We start from the raw sequence: 18,841 nt of genomic DNA, 5'->3' as shown, positions 1-18,841 counted from the left end.
ATGATAAAGGCTAGAACAGTGGCGGCCTGGATTTTGGCCGTGGCTATAGGGGCGGCGCCGTCTGCCGGTTTTGGGCAGGAGATGAAGGCGGTGAAGCCGATAATACCTAATGAAATCAAAGAGGTATTGCCCAATGTTTCCGAGAGTGAGAAGGAGAAAGAGAAACAACGGGAACAGTCCTTGCCCGAACCGATAATGGACGAACAGAGAGAACGCATCTCGAAGGAAATTCCGTCTTAAACAGAGCGAGGCGCGGGCTGGAAGTGAGAAAGCCCTCAGGCGAAGATTCAATATCAGACGCCGAGGGCTTTCTCTATTTCCCGAACGCGCCGTTCGAGGGCTCTAGTTGCATCGGCGTCCAGGATTTCCGTCTGTAATCGTCGTCGGAGGGCGGTCAACTCCATGGCCAATCGGTATTCAGCGCAACCTTTAGCGGCGTGTCCGGATACAGGGTTGTTGGAGTCGGTGTGGCTGCTCATAGGAGATACTCGGTGTCAACGTGTTGGAGGGCGTGAAAGATGTTGCCTCTGATCTTTCTATTGGAGCGGTAAAGAGTTTGGAGCAGTTCCCGGACTTGAGTGCGCTTCGAGTCGGTGGCGGATGGGCAAGCGTTGTGCACCAGAGGGAACCCTTTGAGGCGGGCGAATCGTTCGAGGACCGGGGCCGCTATGAAGGAAAGGGGACGGATGAGGTTGATTTGGCCTTCAAAGAGGGGTTGAAAGGGTCTCATGGTACTGAGGACGGAGCCGTAGAGTGTGTTGAGGAAAAAGGTTTCGATGATATCGTCCTGATTGTGACCAAAGGCGAGCTTGTTACAGCGGTGTTCTTGGGCGATCTGGAAAAGACGCTTTCTGCGCATGCGGGAACATAGAAAACAGGGATTCTTGAGGTTTTGCGGCGAGTGGGCAAAGGTCGCGAAGTCGGTGAGCTCGACGTGGTATGTTGAATGGCTCTGCTGCTGAAAGTAATCCCGCATGAAGGGCAAGGCATTTTGATTGTACCCCATTTCGAGGTACACCGGTATCAATGTGTAAGAGATGGGGATGCGTGGAAGGCGCGTCATGAGCAGGTGGAGCAGGGCCACACTGTCTTTGCCTCCTGAAACAGCCACGAGAATGCGGTCGCCGTCCTGGATCATGGCATACTGGTGTATCGCTTTTCCCATAAGCGTTCGGATGCTTCGCTCGAGGTTCGAGGCTTTCATAGGTCTGTATCCGGCAGGGATGGATTGTCGGCGAAGGCGCTTGGGGTGCAGGTAGAAGAAAGGGGGTCGGAATTGAGGACATCCCGTGAGGTCATTTGCGGGTAAAGGACGGCCGGGAAAGGAAGGAGGAAAAGCATTCTAAAAGGTATCCTCCCATAAACGATGCCGGAAAAAGTCTTGCATTGGGCGTTGGTCATGCGCGTTGGATTTCATCTACAATAGCCTGGGCCATTCGGCTGGTGCCGACGGAAGAAGGATCGTCCCGGTGGTGCTTGAAATCGTACGTGACATATTTCCCTTGGCGGATGACGCGGGCCAGGGCGTCTTCGAGGAGCCTGGCGGCGTCGGGTTCCCCAAGATGATCGAGCATCAGCACGCTGCTGAGAATGAGGGCGGCGGGGTTGGCCTTGTCCATGCCGGCGTACTTGGGAGCGCTGCCGTGGGTTGCTTCAAAGATAGCGATGTTGCTGCCGATGTTTGCCCCCGGCGCTAGGCCGAGACCTCCGACGAGACCCGCGCACAAATCGGAAACAATGTCGCCGTACAGATTCGGAAGGACGAGTACGTCAAATTCCTCTGGCCTCATGACGAGTTGCATGCAAAGGTTGTCCACGAGTATTTCGTTGAATTCGATGTCCGGATAGTGCCCGGCGACGTCTTTGGCGACTCGAGAGAAGAGCCCGTCCGTGTATTTCATGATGTTGGCCTTGTGCACGGCGGTGACTTTTTTTCGCTGTTTCTTCCGAGCGTAATCGAATGCGAAACGGACGATGCGTTCGCTGCCGGTTTTGCTGATGACTTTGAGGCCGATGGCTGTGTCCTGGGGAATGGACTCGTGGGCTTCTGCTTGGAGAAATTGGATGAGGTTGCGGGTGAAGGGCGCGTCGAACGGATATTCGATGCCTCGATAGAGATCCTCGGTGTTTTCGCGTACGATGACGACGTCCACGTTATCGTACCGGGTTCGTGAACCGGGAAAAATCCTGCACGGCCTTAGACAGGCGTAGAGGTCAAACATTTGACGAAGGGAGACGTTGAGGCTCCTGAATCCTTTTCCAACGGGAGTGGTGATGGGACCTTTGATCGCCACCCTGTTGGTTCGGATGCTGTGTATAAGAGCGTTGGGGATGCCGGCGACATTGCCTTCGGAGTCTCCCCATTCGACGTTAACCTCGTCCCACTGGATGGAGACGCCGGTAGCCTCCACGCAACGCTTCATGGCTTCCGTGAGTTCGGGACCGATTCCGTCTCCTGGTATGCACGTGACCGTATGGCTCAAAATGGTCTCCTTGTTTGAATCATCCTGTAAGGCTTTGGGTGCAATAGATTTTGGGCCATAATATGTATCCCGATTTACCGGGATGGTCAAGCGATTGATTCAAGGCCCGGAAGGGTGGTATGGGAGAATGACGTGAGGCGATGAAGGATACCCAAATGCCTTGGGGGGATTGTCTGAGCGCGGATCTCGTAACGGAGATGGGGAGGAGGTTTTGTTTCGAAGGGTTGGGTGATATCATGTAAATGTTGTGGAGAAGCGGGCGTGCACCTTTCGTGAAAGGGGGTGTTGGGATGAAGCCCGAGCGAACGGCGTCAAAAGGGTTATGTTATTCTCCTTTCGAGGGCATAAGGAAACGGGTGTTGGTGACCGATCGTAAAGAAAAAATTGATTCGGCGGCCACTGAGGTGAGGATAGAAGAAATTGAAACGGATGAGGAGGTGTTTTTCCGAGCCATGGCCGATGTAGTACCCATCGAAGGTGATGCGGACGGGGAGGTAGACCGGCTGAAGGGTGCGGCGAAGAAGAACGCGTGTCCTGTTCCGGAAAGCATCGAGGTCATGACTGAATTGAACGAGTTGGTTTCCGGGCGTTCGATCCTGGATGCAAGATATTCGGAGGAGTACGTTTCGTGGTGTGCTCCTGACCTGGTGCCGGCGCGATTTTGGGAGTTGAGGAGAGGTCGGATTCCCGTTCAGGCGTATGCGGACTTGCACGGGTTGAGCATGAAGGAAGCTAAGATCGAGGTGGACGAGTTCATTTTAAAATGTATTGTGGAGAGACTGAGGTGCGTGCTGCTCGTACATGGGAGGGGCCGAAACTCCGAACATGGAGAACCGATCCTGAAAAAGGGACTCATTCGGTGGCTCCGGAGCGGCGCCAATGCTAGGAGGGTTCAGGCATTCGCTTCTGCGTTGGGATATGATGGGGGGTTTGGTGCGATGTACGTGCTGCTGAGCAAGACGGAAAGGGGACAGCGGAGAAGGTAGCAGGCGGATCAGAGTTTTTTCAAGCGGGCCATGGTCTTGCGCTTAGTACGAGGTAGGCGCTTAGCCGGCCCTTTTTTTGTGGTTGAGGGGGAGTGTGTGGAAGGGTGAGGGGAAGCGTAGTCCGGTTCCTGTGCACCAAAGAGCATGGGCTCGAAATCTTGTGAGGATATGGAGGTTGCGCCATGTCGTCGGGCATTGGAGGCCACCTCACGGTCGGAGGAAACAACGACCGCCCTTTGCTTTTCGTTGCGGACCAGGCGAAGGATGACGTCATCGGCGGGTTCGTCCTTTGGAGAAAAAAGGACGCGGATTCCTGAGAAGTAGCTGGTGTCGGTTGAGGTTGAACCGTTGATCCAGCCGTCGAAAACGACGGTGATGCGGTGTGGTTTCTGGCGCCTGTATTCGGAGAGGAGCCGGAGAAGGGCTTCTCTGCTTTGCTCGAGGTCCTCAGTGGCAAGCTGGTGGAGGGAGAGAGAAGCGTGGATGAGGTTGTAACCGTCTACGATCAGGTGCAGGGGCATGGATCAGCCGACCTGGAATCTCTGAAGAAGTGTTTCGAGTTCTTCCGAGGAATTGTAGTGGATTGTCAGGACTCCGGATTTGCCGCGATGGTCGATGCGAACGCGCATCCCGAGTGTCCGGGTGAGTAGTGTGCTGAGGTCATTGAAGTAGCCTTGATCCGAAACGTCCTGGGATTTCGTGGGACGGGGCTTGTCGCGAAGGGCCGCGGCGACCGCCTTTTCGGTTTCTCGGACGGAGAGTTTCCTTTCAATGACTCGGCGGCAGAGTTCGGCCATGGCATCGGCGGTGGGCAAGGCGAGAAGAGCGCGGGCGTGTCCCATGGAAATGCGGTCGTGGACAAGGGCGGTCTTGACCCCATCGGGGAGGTTGTTGAGACGAAGGGTGTTGGCAACGGTGGCTCGGTTTTTTCCAAGTCGTTTAGCGAGATCTTCTTGAGTGAGGTTGTGCTGTTCCTGAAGGTGGAGATAGGCCTGGGCCTGCTCGATGGGATTCAGGTCTTGGCGTTGTATGTTTTCCACAAGGGCCATTTCGAGAAGTTCGGAATCCGGAGCGGAACGGATGATGGCGGGGATTTTGGAGAGGCCCGCCTGAATGGAGGCGCGCCAGCGTCGCTCTCCGGCGATGAGTTCGAAGTGGTCCTCGTTCTGTCGAACCAGAACCGGTTGGAGGATCCCTTTTTGCTGTATGGAGTTGGCGAGTTCGGCTAGGGTGTCGGGATCCATGTGTGTCCGGGGTTGGTGAGGGTTTGGTCTTATGTGGTTGATGTCGATGAGGGACACTTCACCGGCGACGGCGTCGGGGCTGGATTGCCAATCGGATAGAAGTGCGTCGAGTCCTCTGCCTAAGCCTTTATTTTTGGGCATGATGCGTTCCATTTCCCATGATTTCGCGGGCCAGCATAAGGTAGCTCCTGGCCCCGGTGGAGTTGATGTCGTAAAGAAGTACAGGGAGCCCGTGGCTGGGGCTTTCGCTGAGGCGGACGTTCCGCGGGATGATGGTTTGGAGACGATCTTTAGGGAAGTGGGAATCGACCTCTTGGAGGATTTGGTGGGAGAGGTTGTTTCGCGCATCGAACATGGTCATGAGGATGCCTTCTATGGTGAGGAACGAGTTGTAGCGCTGTTTTACGGTTTTTATGGTTCGGAGCAGGTTGCTGAGGCCTTCGAGGGCGTAGTATTCGCATTGAATGGGTATCAACACGCTGTTGGCGGCTGTGAGGGCGTTGATGGTGAGGAGGCCGAGAGAGGGAGGGCAGTCGATGAGGATATAGTCGTACGAGGAAGCGATGGTGGAAATCTTGGTCTTGAGGAATGTTTCTCTCGAGGGAGCGGAAATGAGCTCGACTTCAACGCCGATGAGGTCCGATTGGGAGGGAATGAGGTGGAGGTGTGGAAGACGCGTGGAGACGGTGACCTCCGCGGGGTCGGCTTGGCCGATGAGGAGATGATAGAGGTGCCGCTGGAGCTTTTCTTTCGGGATGCCGAGTCCGCTGGTGGCGTTGCCCTGGGGGTCGCAGTCGATCAACAAAACGGACTTCTCTGCGGCGGCGAGGGACGCGGACAGATTTACCGCAGTCGTCGTTTTGCCGACGCCGCCTTTCTGGTTGGCTATGCAGATAATTCGACTCATAAAGATGACTGTATGGGTGGATAACGAAAAGGTCTCCGTGTCGGAGAGGTCGGGGGGTTGGATGAAGCCGGCCTGCTCGGGGAGGCTGTGGGCTTGACTCGCAGATGGAGGGGTCACAGCCCCATTGTTCCACGTGGAACATTTCCAATCCCGCCTCAATATCAGTCTTTAACCATAGCGCCGGCCACTTTTCAACGACTTTGTGTCTCGGGCACAAACCCACAGCCTGGTGAACAACGGATCTTATAGAAAAATCTCACCTTCAACAGCGCCTTCCACAGTAAAACAGGCCCTCTCACGCTCAACCCATTCACGGCACCCCGCGACCACTTGATCCATGTCCTCGTCGGTCCGATTCGGGTCATGGTGATACAGAATGAGGCGTTTCACTTCAGCGTCGCGAGCCAGCGCCAGCGCCCGGGCCGTATCGGTGTGCCCCCACCCTCGCCTCGTTACGATTTCGCTTTCCGTGTATTGACAGTCGTGTATCAGAAGGTCCGCGCCTTTACAAAACCGAACGTAGTCATCGATGTTGCAGCCCTCCCAGGAGGATTCGCTGAGTTCATTGTCGGTCAGAAAGACAAACGTCTTGCTTTCTTCCCTGAATCGAAATCCCAGGCCTCCTCCTGGATGATGCAAACGTATGGAGTCTATATCCGTTTCCCCGATGCGAGTCCTGTGCTCCTTTTCCAAGGAGTCCTTGAAAGTAATATTCGCTTTCAGTTCGTCGAATTTGACAGGGAAAAAACCATCCCCCATCCGGTTTTCGAAAAGCGTCTTAAGACCCTTGTACCCTCGGATGTTGCCGTCCACAATAATTCGGGTTTCCGGAATGTAAATAGGCGCGAAGAATGGAAACCCCAGAATATGATCCCAGTGGATATGGGTCACCAGCAAGTGAATATCCACGGCCCTATCCCGGGCAAGCAGCTCGTCTCCCAGCTCTCGAATTCCGGTGCCGGCATCTATGACGATTTTCTGTTCACCCAGCAGATCCATTTCGACACATGTGGTGTTTCCACCGTAGCGGATCGTCTTACTTCCTGGTACGGCTATTGATCCCCTCGTTCCCCATAAAACGATCCTCATTGCACAACACCTCTCATGTGTGTTCTCGTATAACGACTCATCCGGAATATGTCTTCCATGGCCATTTCTACTGCACAAAGCAATTCGATTGGGAGTAGGGTTCCTTCCCGGAATTGCCCTATTCTGAAAGAACGGTTGTCGAGTGTCAACCCTCATGAGGTTCCCGGAACACTCTCAGAACGAGTTGGAATCAGGTAAAGAAACAGGAAAGTCCGCGTCGGTCGAAAAAGCTTAGACGTTAGCTGAGCACCCTGTTGATTTCAGGTAGGTTCCGAAAATACGGACCCGTTTCGAGAAGAATCTGAGTTCACGAAGGGCGTTTTTGATAGCCTTGTCCTCAGGGCTACCTTCAAAATCGAGATAGAAACGATAATCCATCGGCTTTCTTCTAGAGGGCCTCGACTCGATCTTCGTCAGGTTCACCCCATTGGTGGCGAATCCGCCTAGCGCCTTATACAACGCCGAAGGGAGATGACGGGTCTCGAACAGGAGAGACGTCTTGACATTGCCGGTAGGCCGGACGGGCTCTCTCCCCAATACGAGGAAGCGAGTGATGTTTCGTCGCGTAGCCTGAATGGACCTCCTCAAGACTCTCAACCCGTAAATCTTGGCGCAAGTGGCGTGTGCGATAGCCGCCTCGGAAGCGATGCCTCGCTGACTGACTTCTCGGGCGGCTCCCGCCGTGTCAAACGCTGGAACAGCCTCGATACCGTGTTCCCGTAGAAAGGTCTCACATTGACCCAACGCCTGGGGATGGGAAAAAGCCCGTTTGACGTCCGAGAGTGTGGAACCTTTGGGCCCCAGGAGAGCATGCACCACGCGATGCATGCATTCGCCCACGATGAAGAGGCGGTGCCGATCTAAGAGGTCGAAGGTCTGAACGATGGTCCCTGCATAGAAATTCTCTATTGGCACTACACCATATTCGGATGCACTGCACTCAACGGATTCGAACACCCTGTCCAAACCGGGATACGCAAGTGTGTCCGCCTGAGAGCCAAAATAAGCCAGCGCCGCTTGTTCGCTGTAAGCGCCCCTCTCACCTTGAAATGCTACTAGCAACGGTCTCGTTTTCTCCATGCGTCTCTATATCCAACATCCGGTCGATTTCAGCAAGCGTATTTACCAGTTTCCTGCGCATTTCAGCGGCGTAAGGATTCATGGTTTGCAGATCGTGGAAAAGCCGGTCCGTATCATTACGAACGTATTGAAGGATCTCCAACAGTTGATCGAAACCCGTAGTCGAGATACGTTCCTGTTTCAATCCCATCTGCAACACCGCCTTACCCAGGAACTGGGACAGAGCTTGGGTGCGAGCCATCAGTTTGTCGTGCTCCTCCGCACTGGCCACCACCACCGTCAAGCCTAGTCCCTCAAGAAAGCGAACAATGGAAGAGAGGTTCCGCACCCGAATCGGACAAAGAACGATCTTATTTCCGGTAAATCCGGGCTGAATGCTGTCCGGTCCAAAACAGGGGTGTGTCCCCAAGACCTGGACATCATCCGGAAGAAGAGATTCCATCAAGGACGCCGGAACCATTTTCACTGAACACGTATCGCAAACCAGCGTTCCAGGTTTCACGTAAGGGGCAATGGATACCAGAAGGCTCCTCATTTCCGACATGGGCGGGGCGAGTACAAGGATTGGACGCACCGCCGCTTCATCGAGAGACACTAAAGGGACTCCAACCCGCGATGCGTGCCGTTCCAAAGGCGCCGGATCGTAAGCCACGATATCAAAATAGTCTTTTAAGACACCGGCGGCCAGCGTACCGAAGCGCCCCAAACCAAAAAGAGCCATTCCTGTCTTCAACGGGACTGCACCTCTCTGCTCCGTTCAATAATCCGTTCAAACAAAGACTCCACAAATTGCCGGTCCAACCCCAACCTGTCCGCATGTGCTCCCCGCGTCGCCTTCATCGCCTCCTCACGGCCGTTGTCCAGAACACTCATACCGATTTCGGTCTTGACCTCGCCGATGTCGACCGAAACTTCCTCTCTCAGTCGCAGCAGGTCCAGTATTTCGGCGTCGATGCGGTCGACCTCGTTCCTTAGTTTATCGAGAGAGTTCCCGTCATTTTGCAGCCGTTCATTCGCCAGCCAGGCGTCGTAGAGTACGATGGCCGCCATGCTTTCAACAACCGGAACAATTCGCGGACAGATACACGGATCGTGCCGCCCGCTGATCACGACGGTTCGATCCTGCCCGATCCGGTCGATCGATTTCTGGGGAAGGCGAATCGAAGGCGTAGGCTTCACCGCGACACGAGCCACAATCGGGGCGCCTGTAGAAATGCCTCCAAGAATACCGCCGGATCTGTTGGAAAGAAAGCCCCCGGAGGTCATTTCATCATTCATTTGGAGCCCGGTGAGGTTGGCTGCGTTAAATCCTTCTCCGATTTCTATGCCTTTCACGGCGCCTATGGACATCAGTGAGTGGGCAAGGGTCGCGTCCAGCTTGTCGAAAACCGGGTCTCCCAATCCGGCCGGAACTCCCACAATTTCCAGCTCAACCAGGCCGCCTAACGAATTCCCTTCGGCGCCTGCCTTGAGAATAGCATCCTCCATGAGTTTGGCTGCTTCCGCATCCGGGCATCGCACCGGATTCCTGTTAGCCTCCTCCCAGCAGCGCTCTCGGGCTATGACGGGACCGATTGCCACCGTACCGGCCCGAATCACGACCCCAAGCTCACTCAGCTCCTTCCGGGCAATCGCGCCTGCGGCCACGCGTCCAACGGTTTCACGAGCGGAAGCTCGACCACCGCCACGATGGTCTCGAACGCCATACTTCAGTTGATAGGTAAAATCCGCGTGTCCGGGGCGAAAAACGTCTTTGAGAGCATCATAATCCCCCGATCGCTGGTCCTGGTTCCAGACCAGCATGCAGATAGGGGATCCCAACGTCTTCCCCTGAAAAACACCCGAAAGAATTTCGATGCGATCCGCCTCATTTCGAGGGCTGGTAACACGGCTTTGGCCGGGCCTTCGTCGATCCAATTCCCGCTGAATATCCTTTTCGCTTATGGGACGCCCCGGTGAAACTCCGTCAACAACAACACCAACGGCCCTCCCGTGGCTTTCTCCGAAAGTAACCACCCTGAAATATTTTCCGAACAGACTACCCAAGACAAGACTCCCGTCCTTAAAAGCTAGTTCAATGAATCCAAAAAGTGCCAGAAACCGGGAAAGGATTTCGATACACAATTGGGATTGCGTATCCGGACATCGGGCACTTTGAGTCCGGCAACGGCGAAAGCCATAGCAATACGATGGTCGTTATACGTATCGATTGAAGCACCATGAAGCCGGCCGCCCCGAACCACAAGGCCGTCCTCCAATTCTTCCACGAAAGCGCCCATTTTAGTCAATTCTCGTGTTACGGCCGCAATTCGGTCCGACTCCTTGTGTCTCAAGTGTTTCACATTTCGGATATACGTAGGCTCAGACAACATGGCGGCCGTCACCGCCAGGGTGGGAACGAGATCCGGCATCGAGTTCATGTCCACATCGACCGCACGGACGGCGGGCCCTTGAACTTCGAAACCGTTTTCCGTTTCCGTGACCGAACATCCCATGGCCTCGAGTACCTTGACAAAACCGACGTCTCCCTGAAGAGCATCCGAGGAAAGTCCATGAACTCGAACCCGGCCGCCGGCAATGGCGGCTGCTGAAAACGCATAGGATGCGCTCGAAGCGTCCGGTTCCACGGCGACATGCTGATTATAGTATGAACCGAGAGGAATCCGGTAGGTCAACGGCCCCTCTTCCAGGACTTCGATTCCAAACAGTCGCATAACACCCAGTGTCAGAGCAACATAGGGCTTCGAACTCAAAGGGGGGACGATTTCAAGCGTGACGGGCGCCTTGGCGTACGGGGCGACCAGAAGCAGCGCTGAGAGATATTGGCTGCTGACCTCACCGGCCACTCTCGTGACCCCCCCCTCCAGCCTACCCCCTTGAACGCGAATCGGAGGACATCCATTACCCTCAGTGGATTCAGCGAGAGCTCCCAAGCCGTGCAAAGCTTCTAACAAAGGCAGCATTGGCCGCTCTCGCAGCCTCGAGTCACCGTCAAGCACAGTAGGGCCCGGAGCAATGACCGAATAAGCGGTCAGAAAACGCATCGCAGTGCCCGAGCCACCGAGAAAAATCCTCTTTTCACCGGATAGAAGTATGCCGCCGGTACCGTCTACGATCCAGTTACCATATGCATCCGAAATCCTGCAGCCGAACGCTTCCAGACCCTCTCGCAACCTCCGGGTGTCATCGCTGTCCAGGGGGTTCTCGAGAGTCACTCGCCCCGAAACCAGCGAAGCTGCCAGCAGTGCGCGGGCCGTAAAGCTCTTTGACCCGGGAAGCCGAACATCCGCGTTCACAGGTCCCCGGGATCGAACCCCTATTTCGAGAGCGTCGGAAGTGGTCATCCGGCATTCCCCCTAAGGGCGGCAACGATCCGTTCAGCGGGCACTTCATCAGTGACAAACGCGTGACCAAGATCGCTCAGCAGCACCCACCGGATCTTGCCGCTAGAAGCCTTCTTGTCGCGAGGCAGACAGTTCAATATGGCTTCAGGCGATACGTGCTCGGGCAACACGGTGGGAAGACCGAAACGTTCAAGAAGGCGATCGATTCGTCTGGAAACAGAACGGTCGATGAATCCCATCGCTTCACTGATCCTGCAGGCCGCCGACATTCCAAAGGCAACCGCTTCTCCGTGAGGCATTTCAAATCCGGTGACCACCTCAAGAGCGTGTCCGGCCGTGTGTCCGAAATTCAGAATCATGCGCTCGCCCCGATCGCGTTCATCTCTTGTAACCACGTCGCTCTTCACGTTCAAGCAGCAGGCAACAAGTTCGGGCCAAACGCCCGAAAGTCCTTTAAACCGCTCCAAGGTTCTTTGCTCGAGCAGCGTGAGGATGCTCGTGTCCTTGATGGCGCCGTATTTGATCACTTCCGCCATTCCGTTGGCAAGAGCGGAGTCCGGCAAAGAACTCAGAAACAGGGTATCCACATAAACCGCCTTGGGCTGATGAAACGTCCCTACAGCGTTCTTGGCCGTGGGAAGGTCCACAGCGGTTTTGCCTCCCAGGCAACTGTCCACTTGTGCCAGAAGGGTGGTAGGGACGTGAAAGCACGAAATGCCCCTCATGTAGATGGATGCGGCAAAGGCTCCGAGATCTCCAACAACGCCGCCGCCGATGGCGATCAGGCCGGAGTCCCTGTTCAAGGAGAAGGACATCATCTTTTCCAGTACCGTTTGCGCGCATTCCCAGCTCTTGCTGCGTTCTCCTTCCGGAACGCAAGCACATTGGATGTTCAATCCGGATTCACGGAGCTTTTCAACGAAAGCCGCAGCCCATATTCCGTGAACACGGTCGTCCGTCAATACCATTGAGGGATGTGAACCAAGAAAACCTTTGAGTTCACGAACCGCAGTATCCACGATATCGGCGCCAATGGCAACCGTGTAGCTCGATCCGGCCGACGGCGGCAAATGGACCGAAATATGACGGAGCGCAGGCATGTTACATTCTCTTTTCCATCAACACGCAGAGTTGCCGTATCTCTTCCATCAAGCCCTGAAAGGATTTGGGTCTCAGGGACTGCTCGCCGTCGCACAGTGCTTCCTCCGGACGCGGGTGCATTTCCACCATGATTCCATCGGCGCCTGCAACCACCGCCGCTTTGGCCATGGCTGGAACGTATTTCCAGTTGCCCGTGGCGTGGCTCGGGTCCACAATGACCGGCAAATGTGTTTTTTCTTTCAGCACCGGAACAGCGCTCAAGTCGAGGGTGCTGCGCGTGGCTCTCTCGAACGTACGAATCCCGCGTTCGCAGAGTATCACTTGGCTGTTTCCCTCGGAAAGAATATATTCGGCGGACATAAGCAATTCCTCGATGGTGCTGCTCATGCCGCGTTTCAACAGAACCGGCTTTCCCGCCTGTCCCAACTCCTTCAACAGCGCGTAATTCTGGGTGTTCCGGGCGCCCACCTGCAGTATATCGGCATACTGAACAACGAGCTCGGCGTCTCGAGGATTAACCACCTCGGTGACAACGGGAAGGCCGTACGCTTTGCCTGCTTCCGCCAGGTACTTAAGCCCTTCTTCCTCCAAGCCTTGGAAGCTGTAAGGTGAGGTGCGAGGCTTGAAAGCGCCGCCTCGAAGGATTTTTCCGCCGTGCTCCTTAACGATGCGGGCGGATTCCATCATCTGATCGTAGCTTTCAACTGAACAAGGACCGGCGATCACGGTTAACCATCCGTCTCCAACGCTGGCTCCATTCACATGAATGACGGAATTTTCGATCTGGCTGGTACGGCTCGCCAATTTGTACGGGTCAAGTACCGGTACCACCCGGTCCACCCCTGAAAGCGTCTCCATCTGCTGCAACATAAACTTGCCCCTTTCATCGCCGACCGCGGCAATAACAGTCCGATTGACCCCGCGAATGACGCTGGTCTTGTATCCCAGATCGTGTACTTTCTGAAGCACGCTCTGAATTTTGTCTTCCGATGCCATTTCCTTCATTACAATAATCATGGTTTCTTACCCCTTGGTCCCCTCTGAAGCCCATTTTGATTGCTGTCGCTGATACAAACATACTCAACAAAAGAGGGCCGTGGAGTGTTCAATTCCACGGCCCTCTTCTATTACCAAACCAAAAGGCCGTGGGCGCTTTCCTTGCGCCCACGGCCTTTATTTTCTAACGATCTTGTTATTCCTCAAGGCAATGGGCGCGACCTAAAATAATAAAAATAAAAGTACGCATAGGACTTGCGCCAATTGCCAAAAAGTCTGGATTTATCTCTAATTTCCATCGCCATTACCACATTTCCCATTATCAGTGCATTTGAGCATAAACCGCGTCCGAACCCGAAGTCAAGAAAAAAGTAAGTCGTTCCAGGACCTGCTCTTCGGAGCGAAGGCTTTTCGGAGCCACTGAACGAGCCTCGGTCCCGTGCAGTCTCCGGACGAAGTCGCGAAAGCGGCCTTGCATAGGATCCCATCTCATCTCGAGTACTGATCGCGATCCGGGTCTGGAAGGCGGTTTTGAAAGGCAGGTCTACCGTGGTCGGAAACGCGAAGATCACTCGGCTCCCAGGGCCCGATCGATATCCAGGAGGATTCGGACGCGATCGCCCATCCTCGCCATGCCGAGTATGTATTCCGTATCCACTTGGACCCCTAAAGGGGGTGTGGGTTCTATGTTTCCGGTATCGATGTTTATCACTTCTGAAACCGCGTCAACAACCACGCCCGTGTACTCCAGCACCCCACCATCCATGGCCACTTCCAAAACGATAATACACGTACGTTCCGTATAGTCTTCCGATGGAAGGCCAAATTTCAATCTTAGATCGATGACGGGCACCACTTTTCCCCTCAGGTTGATCACGCCTTTGACGTACTTCGGCGCCTGGGGAACAAGGGTAATCTCGTGCAGCCCGATGATCTCCTTTACACGAGTAATTTCAATGGCATATACCTCATTAGATAGAGTGAACGTGAGGTATTTCGATGCAGTCACCTTCGCGGAGCTGCTCGCTGTAGAGTCGTTCTTGGTCACAGATTCCTCCTTTCACGCCGAATAAGGGCCGCAGACCAGGAAAGAACCGCCCGAGGCGGCTGTTCTTCCTAGTACGGAGGGAACGGCTGATCCTCCTTCATCAACTCGTTTGATGATCGCGATCAACGTGATGGTTTCTATTCTCCCCCGCTGAAAGACTCGGGTTCCTTGGTTTCTATCACGCGCGCTCGAATGTAATGTCTCATCCGCTCCTGATGTGTTCCACTCCAATAAAATCGATTGCATGCCGGACACCTGAGGATCTTCTTCTGACTGTGCATCACATATTCCGGCACACGGCCCTCAGCCTCCGGATAATTTGCCGCGAGCAACTTCACATTGCATCGGCTGCACAACAAGAACTTCTCCTTACCCTGGGCATCAATATAGTTTTCGTTCAGGAGCTGTCGTATTTGCCAATCGACCCGATCGTCCTGAATCCACACAATCCCTCTCAGGAAGTCCTTCCTGAAGCGTCCGCCCCTGGTAAGAACGGTACGCCCATCCCTCGTATAGGATAATACGGAATTTGCGTCCATGTTTTGATCGTAGATGGTGTCATATCCGAGAATACGGAGCCATTTTGCCAGGCGACCCAGCATACGATCTGCAGCGAACTTCATGAAGAATCGTCCTCGATGCGCCAACCCCTGGGAACATCCACACGGAAATGTTCCGGTAGAAGTTTAGCATTAATAGAGGTCTGGTCATACTTAATTCGAATCGAAGCCGGCACACGTGGAAGTTCAATGAACACGGTTTTGGGAATTAGAGTCTTCTTCGCGCCTTTCGGATATGTAAAGGATACGGATGACTCAATTTTTCCATCACGGCGGAGTTCAACGCTTTCGGCTCGAAGATCCCGAGAACCCAGACGAATGTATTGCACGCGTTCCTTCAGAATTCCAAACCGCAGCACCAAGCTGGTAAGGTCTTCTCTTTCCCTCCGGCGACAACTTATCTGATCAAAGTCGATCGGCTCGATATTTCCCGTACAGGCTGCAACGAATTGGGTGATAGGGATTTCCACACCCACATCCAATCGGATGACTCCGTCGTTCAGCTTCTCTTCAGTAATCAACTTCTCCTGGAAGTCGTAGGAGCTGAGGACGCCGTTGCGTACGAGAAAGACCATCAGCGGGGTTCCGCTGGGAGCGAAAAGCTTGAGCATTATATAGCCTGGTTTGAGTAACGCGATGAATATCTTGGCGCGATGCTCGGTCCCAAAGGAGTTTAAAACAACCTCACCCTGCCCTACAAAGGACGTAAGGCGGTCGCTGCGCTGATCGAGAGTATCCAATACACGCTGTGGATCGCAGGCCTGTTCGATCGTTCTGCGAAATAGAGCACAACCGCTCAACGAGCCTGGGAGATATAGCATCAGAATCAGGAAAGCCAGCCTTCGAAACCGCCCCGGGCCTCTCGAGAGCGGACGCCGAACATCTCCGGACCCTTGGCGCGCTTCGGCTCCAAGGGAAGATAACAACTTGTTGGGAACCATAGAAAACAGATCTTTCATCGGTAGGCTTGAGCGGTCAGATGGAAAAGAAGTGGGGTTGGCTAGACATTCCACTACAGATCTATCTGAACTATATTGACGACTTCCTCTTGTTTATGGGGATAGAGTAGAACGAAACATTGACCAAGAGCATAATGTACCGTCAAGGCCGTTCATTCAGTCTGAGTTCCACATCGTCTATCTTCTTCTGAATTTGATCACGATCTTCTTTTCTCAACTCAAGCGATTTCTTGTATGCCCCTAATGCTTCTTCCAATTGATTTAGTGCAAGATATGCATCACCCAAATGTTCGGATATGATTGGGTCGTCGGGTAGTAATTCAAACGCCTTCTTGAGGTACTCGATGGCAGCGGCATAATCTCCCTTTTTGAAGTAAACCCAACCCAGACTGTCTATAATAAAACCACTATTAGGGCTCAAACTTAAAGCCTTCTTAATCATAGTCTCGGCTTCATCCAGTTTTATTCCCTTGTCCGCATAAGTATATCCGATGAAGTTTAGAGCATTCGCATTGTCCGGTTCAAGCTCGACAATCCGCCTCATGGGTTCCAGGCTCTTCTCGTAATCGCGCATCTTATCGTATACCATACCGATTTGAAACAGAAGGTCGATGTTGTCAGGATTTGCAGCCAGTCCTTCGTTCAGCACGGATAGCGCGTCTTCATACCTGCCTCGATCCGTCAACATGTAAGCCAATCCCAAATAGAGCTTTACCGCGTTCGGCATGGTTTGGATCGATTCGCGGAATAGGGCTTCCGCCTCATCCGTCTTTCCCTGTTTGTCCAGAAGATTGCCTAGCTGCAGGCGAGCATTCAAATGGGCCGGGGAGTCTTCGGGGATGGATCGGTATAGCTTTTGGGCCTCATCGAACTCTCCCTTTGCTTCCAGCACCGCCGCCAGGAAAAGGCGCGCCTCGAAATCATCCGGAGCTTCCTCGACGATGTCGGCCAGTTCACGTTCCGCCTCGCCGTATTTCTTATACTGGAACAGTTCTATGGCAATTTTTTTCCGGACTTCGACACTATTCTCTGATATCTCCCTAAGACGTTCAAACGTTTCCCCGGCCTCTTTCTCTTTACCGGTCTTGAGATAGAGTTCGCCAAGCGAAAGGTATCCTTGAAACTGGCGAGGATTTGACTCAATCATGGAGTTGAACAGAACTTCGGCCTTATCGAACCTCCCCGTTGCGCTGTACACCTCAGCCAAGTCCATCACAGCGGGACCAAAATCCGGCCGAATTTGGAGAACGCGATCGAGATTGGCCTCCGCCTGATTGTAACTCTTGAGATGCAGGTAAATACGGGCTAGGGAATAAGGCCCCGCCACATCGTCCGGGTGCGCTGCCGTCAGTTGGTTCAAAAAAGCGATGGCCCGTTCGTAGTCTCCCACCTCCTGATATCGGTTGGCGGAGTAGAGAAGCGCTTCCCGCTGATTGGGGTCCTGTTGCAGTATCTGTTCGTATTGCGCCAGTGCTTCGTCGTTTTGTCTTTGGGTGGTGTAGAAACCGGCCAGAAAGAGCCTCGCTTGTATGTCCTTGGGGTTTTTGCGAACGGCAGCCAGGGCGTGCTGCAAAGTCCCGTCCACGTCCCCTCTTCTCCAGAGTCGCCCGGCAAGTTCGATCTCGAGATAAGAAGAAGTTTCATCCAGGTCGATGGCCTGTACCAGCTGTTCTTCCGCCTCTTCCATATTCCCCTTGCCTGACGCAAGCGAAGCGAGCATATAGTGGTAGTAAGGATCCGGAATGGGCTCGAATTCCGAGGCCTCGCTTGGAGCGGGCGCCTCGGTGGAGGTTCGAGGCGTGACCATGGCCTGGCAGCCAACGAAGGAGAATGTACAGAGCAACGCGCCAGACACGGCATAAAATAACCAACCTAAGGCTCTGAAGTTCATAATAGAATCGTTTCCAAAAGAAGTTGTTCAAAACAGGATGAAATCAATATACCAGGCACGGGGCTTTGGCTTCGCGACCGGCGCCCGGACTGGAAGCGCCAACCCTCCAGATCTGTTTCCGGTATGGAAAATGAGCGAATACGACATGACCGTTTGCCGATCCCAGAGTAGCAAGGCGATGAATTGCCTAGTCGGAAACAGCTCGCTATCGTGCTATCCATGAAAAACTACGTAATTCTGTCTTCCTGAACGAAACGTCGATAGGTCCCCTTCACGCTCTCCCCGCATTTCCGGAACCGAAAAAGCAATCTATGGCGAATTCATGCAATCCGGTGGTTGTCGACTCCTTATCGTTTACGTTTCCGGTCACTTCTGCTGCTCCCAGCCGGTCCAATCCCCAACAAAGAAAATGCAGGCGGTGAGATGACCGCCTCCCGAGGAAGCATACATATGGTATTGTGACCGTCGAAGGATTCCGCCCTTCCGATCATGTCATGGAAAGATGATTTTCCGTGGGGTCGCGCGTCTTCATCTCCTGACGGAGGCCCGATAGTATCCCGATCATCTCTCGTCGGAGCCGCAGGAGCGTAGCTGATCGAGCCGGACACAGAGAACTCGGGAGCCGTCATCATTGCATACTGCCCATGAAGTCTTCCCCAATTTCAGGAGCATTTTCGTCCAGGTATTTTCGGATCTTCTTGATCAAGCGCGCCTGGATCTGACGCACGCGCTCACGGGAGATGTTGTATTTCTCTCCAATCGCCTGGAGCGTCACAGGCTCATCCGAAAGGAGACGCTCATCCATGATGTCCAGCTCCTTGTCCTTCAGCGTCCCGCGGAAAGCTTGGAGCTGTTCCTTGAAGATTCGCATGGTCTCCAATTCGGACAGGTCTTCGTCCACAGGACGAACCTCGGCCGGAAGAAAATCCTTGTGTTCATCGTCCGAGTCCGCCCTAACGGGAGATTCCAGAGAAACATCCCATGAGCTCAACCGCTGATCCATCTCGATCACCTGATCCGGGCGGACGTCCAATGACTCGGCCAAAAGCTGCGGCGTGGGATCGAAGCCCAGATACGAAAGGCGCTCTTTCTCTTTGTTCAGGTTGAAGAAAAGCTTCCTCTGTACTTGGGTCGTACCTATTTTGACCAGTTT

At 53.9% G+C, this 18,841-nt stretch carries 20 protein-coding genes; 2 read left to right on the top strand and 18 right to left on the bottom strand.

The genetic code is table 11. The features are described 5' to 3' along the window. Complete coding sequence (locus tag HY788_24160; protein MBI4777239.1) at positions 1–240, top strand: hypothetical protein; 240 nt, start codon at positions 1–3, stop codon at positions 238–240. A gap of 53 nt (positions 241–293) precedes the next feature. On the opposite strand, the gene HY788_24155 is transcribed toward HY788_24160, so the two are convergent. The 3 genes from HY788_24155 to HY788_24145 all read right to left on the bottom strand — a co-directional run bounded on the left by HY788_24155 (position 294) and on the right by HY788_24145 (position 2,483). Then, entirely contained in the window at positions 294–479 is a 186-nt protein-coding gene (locus HY788_24155) for a hypothetical protein (GenBank protein ID MBI4777238.1), read from the bottom strand. Next, positions 476–1,204, bottom strand: a complete 729-nt coding sequence (locus HY788_24150; protein MBI4777237.1) for a tRNA 2-thiocytidine(32) synthetase TtcA — start codon at positions 1,202–1,204, stop codon at positions 476–478. The genes HY788_24155 and HY788_24150 overlap by 4 nt, the downstream gene beginning before the upstream one ends. Positions 1,205–1,397: 193 nt before the next feature. Further along, the gene (locus HY788_24145) at positions 1,398–2,483 is read right to left on the bottom strand and encodes an isocitrate/isopropylmalate dehydrogenase family protein (protein ID MBI4777236.1); all 1,086 of its coding nucleotides are present in this window, start codon (positions 2,481–2,483) and stop codon (positions 1,398–1,400) included. Positions 2,484–2,773: 290 nt separating this feature from the next. On the opposite strand from HY788_24145, the gene HY788_24140 reads away from it, so the two are divergent. After that, entirely contained in the window at positions 2,774–3,469 is a 696-nt protein-coding gene (locus HY788_24140) for a Smr/MutS family protein (protein ID MBI4777235.1), read from the top strand. Between the two features lie 8 nt (positions 3,470–3,477). Here the strand turns inward: HY788_24140 and HY788_24135 are convergent, their stop codons facing one another. The 15 genes from HY788_24135 to HY788_24065 all read right to left on the bottom strand — a co-directional run. Beyond that, a complete protein-coding gene (locus HY788_24135; GenBank protein ID MBI4777234.1) occupies positions 3,478–3,990 on the bottom strand; it encodes an NYN domain-containing protein in 513 nt (170 codons plus the stop codon). 3 nt (positions 3,991–3,993) lie between these two features. Beyond that, positions 3,994–4,854, bottom strand: coding sequence for a ParB/RepB/Spo0J family partition protein (locus HY788_24130; protein MBI4777233.1), 861 nt, complete (start codon positions 4,852–4,854; stop codon positions 3,994–3,996). Beyond that, complete coding sequence (locus tag HY788_24125; protein MBI4777232.1) at positions 4,841–5,620, bottom strand: ParA family protein; 780 nt, start codon at positions 5,618–5,620, stop codon at positions 4,841–4,843. The genes HY788_24130 and HY788_24125 overlap by 14 nt, the downstream gene beginning before the upstream one ends. A 243-nt stretch (positions 5,621–5,863) precedes the next feature. Beyond that, positions 5,864–6,709 (bottom strand): MBL fold metallo-hydrolase, encoded by an 846-nt coding sequence (locus HY788_24120; protein MBI4777231.1) that lies wholly within the window; start codon positions 6,707–6,709, stop codon positions 5,864–5,866. A gap of 231 nt (positions 6,710–6,940) precedes the next feature. After that, positions 6,941–7,789: a prephenate dehydratase gene (gene pheA, locus HY788_24115; protein ID MBI4777230.1), complete on the bottom strand. Its 849-nt coding sequence runs from the start codon at positions 7,787–7,789 to the stop codon at positions 6,941–6,943. Continuing rightward, complete coding sequence (locus HY788_24110) at positions 7,749–8,510, bottom strand: prephenate dehydrogenase/arogenate dehydrogenase family protein (protein ID MBI4777229.1); 762 nt, start codon at positions 8,508–8,510, stop codon at positions 7,749–7,751. The genes pheA and HY788_24110 overlap by 41 nt, the downstream gene beginning before the upstream one ends. An 8-nt stretch (positions 8,511–8,518) precedes the next feature. Next, complete coding sequence (aroC, locus tag HY788_24105; GenBank protein MBI4777228.1) at positions 8,519–9,913, bottom strand: chorismate synthase; 1,395 nt, start codon at positions 9,911–9,913, stop codon at positions 8,519–8,521. Next, a complete protein-coding gene (aroA, locus tag HY788_24100) occupies positions 9,859–11,133 on the bottom strand; it encodes a 3-phosphoshikimate 1-carboxyvinyltransferase (GenBank protein ID MBI4777227.1) in 1,275 nt (424 codons plus the stop codon). The genes aroC and aroA overlap by 55 nt, the downstream gene beginning before the upstream one ends. Beyond that, positions 11,130–12,233: a 3-dehydroquinate synthase gene (gene aroB, locus HY788_24095; protein MBI4777226.1), complete on the bottom strand. Its 1,104-nt coding sequence runs from the start codon at positions 12,231–12,233 to the stop codon at positions 11,130–11,132. Before aroB ends, aroA begins: the two co-directional genes overlap by 4 nt. A gap of 1 nt (position 12,234) precedes the next feature. Beyond that, positions 12,235–13,251 carry a 3-deoxy-7-phosphoheptulonate synthase gene (aroF, locus tag HY788_24090; protein MBI4777225.1) on the bottom strand — a complete coding sequence of 339 codons (1,017 nt, stop codon included), beginning with the start codon at positions 13,249–13,251 and terminating at the stop codon, positions 12,235–12,237. A gap of 547 nt (positions 13,252–13,798) precedes the next feature. Then, positions 13,799–14,278, bottom strand: coding sequence for a purine-binding chemotaxis protein CheW (locus HY788_24085; GenBank protein MBI4777224.1), 480 nt, complete (start codon positions 14,276–14,278; stop codon positions 13,799–13,801). A 137-nt stretch (positions 14,279–14,415) separates the two neighbouring features. Continuing rightward, entirely contained in the window at positions 14,416–14,901 is a 486-nt protein-coding gene (locus tag HY788_24080) for a hypothetical protein (GenBank protein ID MBI4777223.1), read from the bottom strand. Beyond that, positions 14,898–15,779, bottom strand: coding sequence for a hypothetical protein (locus HY788_24075; GenBank protein MBI4777222.1), 882 nt, complete (start codon positions 15,777–15,779; stop codon positions 14,898–14,900). Before HY788_24075 ends, HY788_24080 begins: the two co-directional genes overlap by 4 nt. Positions 15,780–15,939: 160 nt before the next feature. Then, positions 15,940–17,688 (bottom strand): tetratricopeptide repeat protein, encoded by a 1,749-nt coding sequence (locus tag HY788_24070; protein ID MBI4777221.1) that lies wholly within the window; start codon positions 17,686–17,688, stop codon positions 15,940–15,942. 628 nt (positions 17,689–18,316) lie between these two features. Continuing rightward, positions 18,317–18,841, bottom strand: a 525-nt coding sequence (locus HY788_24065; GenBank protein ID MBI4777220.1) for an RNA polymerase subunit sigma-70, incomplete at its 5' end; no start/stop codon positions are given.

It is taken from the genome of Deltaproteobacteria bacterium, from assembly GCA_016208165.1.
Taxonomy (GTDB): Bacteria; Desulfobacterota; Desulfarculia; order JACQYL01; family JACQYL01; genus JACQYL01.
This window is presented reverse-complemented; position numbering and strand designations above follow the sequence as displayed.

What these genes read in the sequence shown, in the direction of transcription:
- aroF (MBI4777225.1), bottom strand. Translation starts at nt 13,251, where the DNA reads ATGATTATTGTAATGAAGGAAATGGCATCGGAAGACAAAATTCAGAGC.
- HY788_24075 (MBI4777222.1), bottom strand. Translation starts at nt 15,779, where the DNA reads ATGGTTCCCAACAAGTTGTTATCTTCCCTTGGAGCCGAAGCGCGCCAA.
- HY788_24125 (MBI4777232.1), bottom strand. Translation starts at nt 5,620, where the DNA reads ATGAGTCGAATTATCTGCATAGCCAACCAGAAAGGCGGCGTCGGCAAA.
- aroA (MBI4777227.1), bottom strand. Translation starts at nt 11,133, where the DNA reads ATGACCACTTCCGACGCTCTCGAAATAGGGGTTCGATCCCGGGGACCT.
- HY788_24160 (MBI4777239.1), top strand. Translation starts at nt 1, where the DNA reads ATGATAAAGGCTAGAACAGTGGCGGCCTGGATTTTGGCCGTGGCTATA.
- HY788_24110 (MBI4777229.1), bottom strand. Translation starts at nt 8,510, where the DNA reads ATGGCTCTTTTTGGTTTGGGGCGCTTCGGTACGCTGGCCGCCGGTGTC.
- aroB (MBI4777226.1), bottom strand. Translation starts at nt 12,233, where the DNA reads ATGCCTGCGCTCCGTCATATTTCGGTCCATTTGCCGCCGTCGGCCGGA.
- pheA (MBI4777230.1), bottom strand. Translation starts at nt 7,789, where the DNA reads ATGGAGAAAACGAGACCGTTGCTAGTAGCATTTCAAGGTGAGAGGGGC.
- HY788_24135 (MBI4777234.1), bottom strand. Translation starts at nt 3,990, where the DNA reads ATGCCCCTGCACCTGATCGTAGACGGTTACAACCTCATCCACGCTTCT.
- HY788_24080 (MBI4777223.1), bottom strand. Translation starts at nt 14,901, where the DNA reads ATGAAGTTCGCTGCAGATCGTATGCTGGGTCGCCTGGCAAAATGGCTC.
- HY788_24120 (MBI4777231.1), bottom strand. Translation starts at nt 6,709, where the DNA reads ATGAGGATCGTTTTATGGGGAACGAGGGGATCAATAGCCGTACCAGGA.
- HY788_24150 (MBI4777237.1), bottom strand. Translation starts at nt 1,204, where the DNA reads ATGAAAGCCTCGAACCTCGAGCGAAGCATCCGAACGCTTATGGGAAAA.
- HY788_24140 (MBI4777235.1), top strand. Translation starts at nt 2,774, where the DNA reads ATGAAGCCCGAGCGAACGGCGTCAAAAGGGTTATGTTATTCTCCTTTC.
- HY788_24070 (MBI4777221.1), bottom strand. Translation starts at nt 17,688, where the DNA reads ATGAACTTCAGAGCCTTAGGTTGGTTATTTTATGCCGTGTCTGGCGCG.
- HY788_24155 (MBI4777238.1), bottom strand. Translation starts at nt 479, where the DNA reads ATGAGCAGCCACACCGACTCCAACAACCCTGTATCCGGACACGCCGCT.
- HY788_24130 (MBI4777233.1), bottom strand. Translation starts at nt 4,854, where the DNA reads ATGCCCAAAAATAAAGGCTTAGGCAGAGGACTCGACGCACTTCTATCC.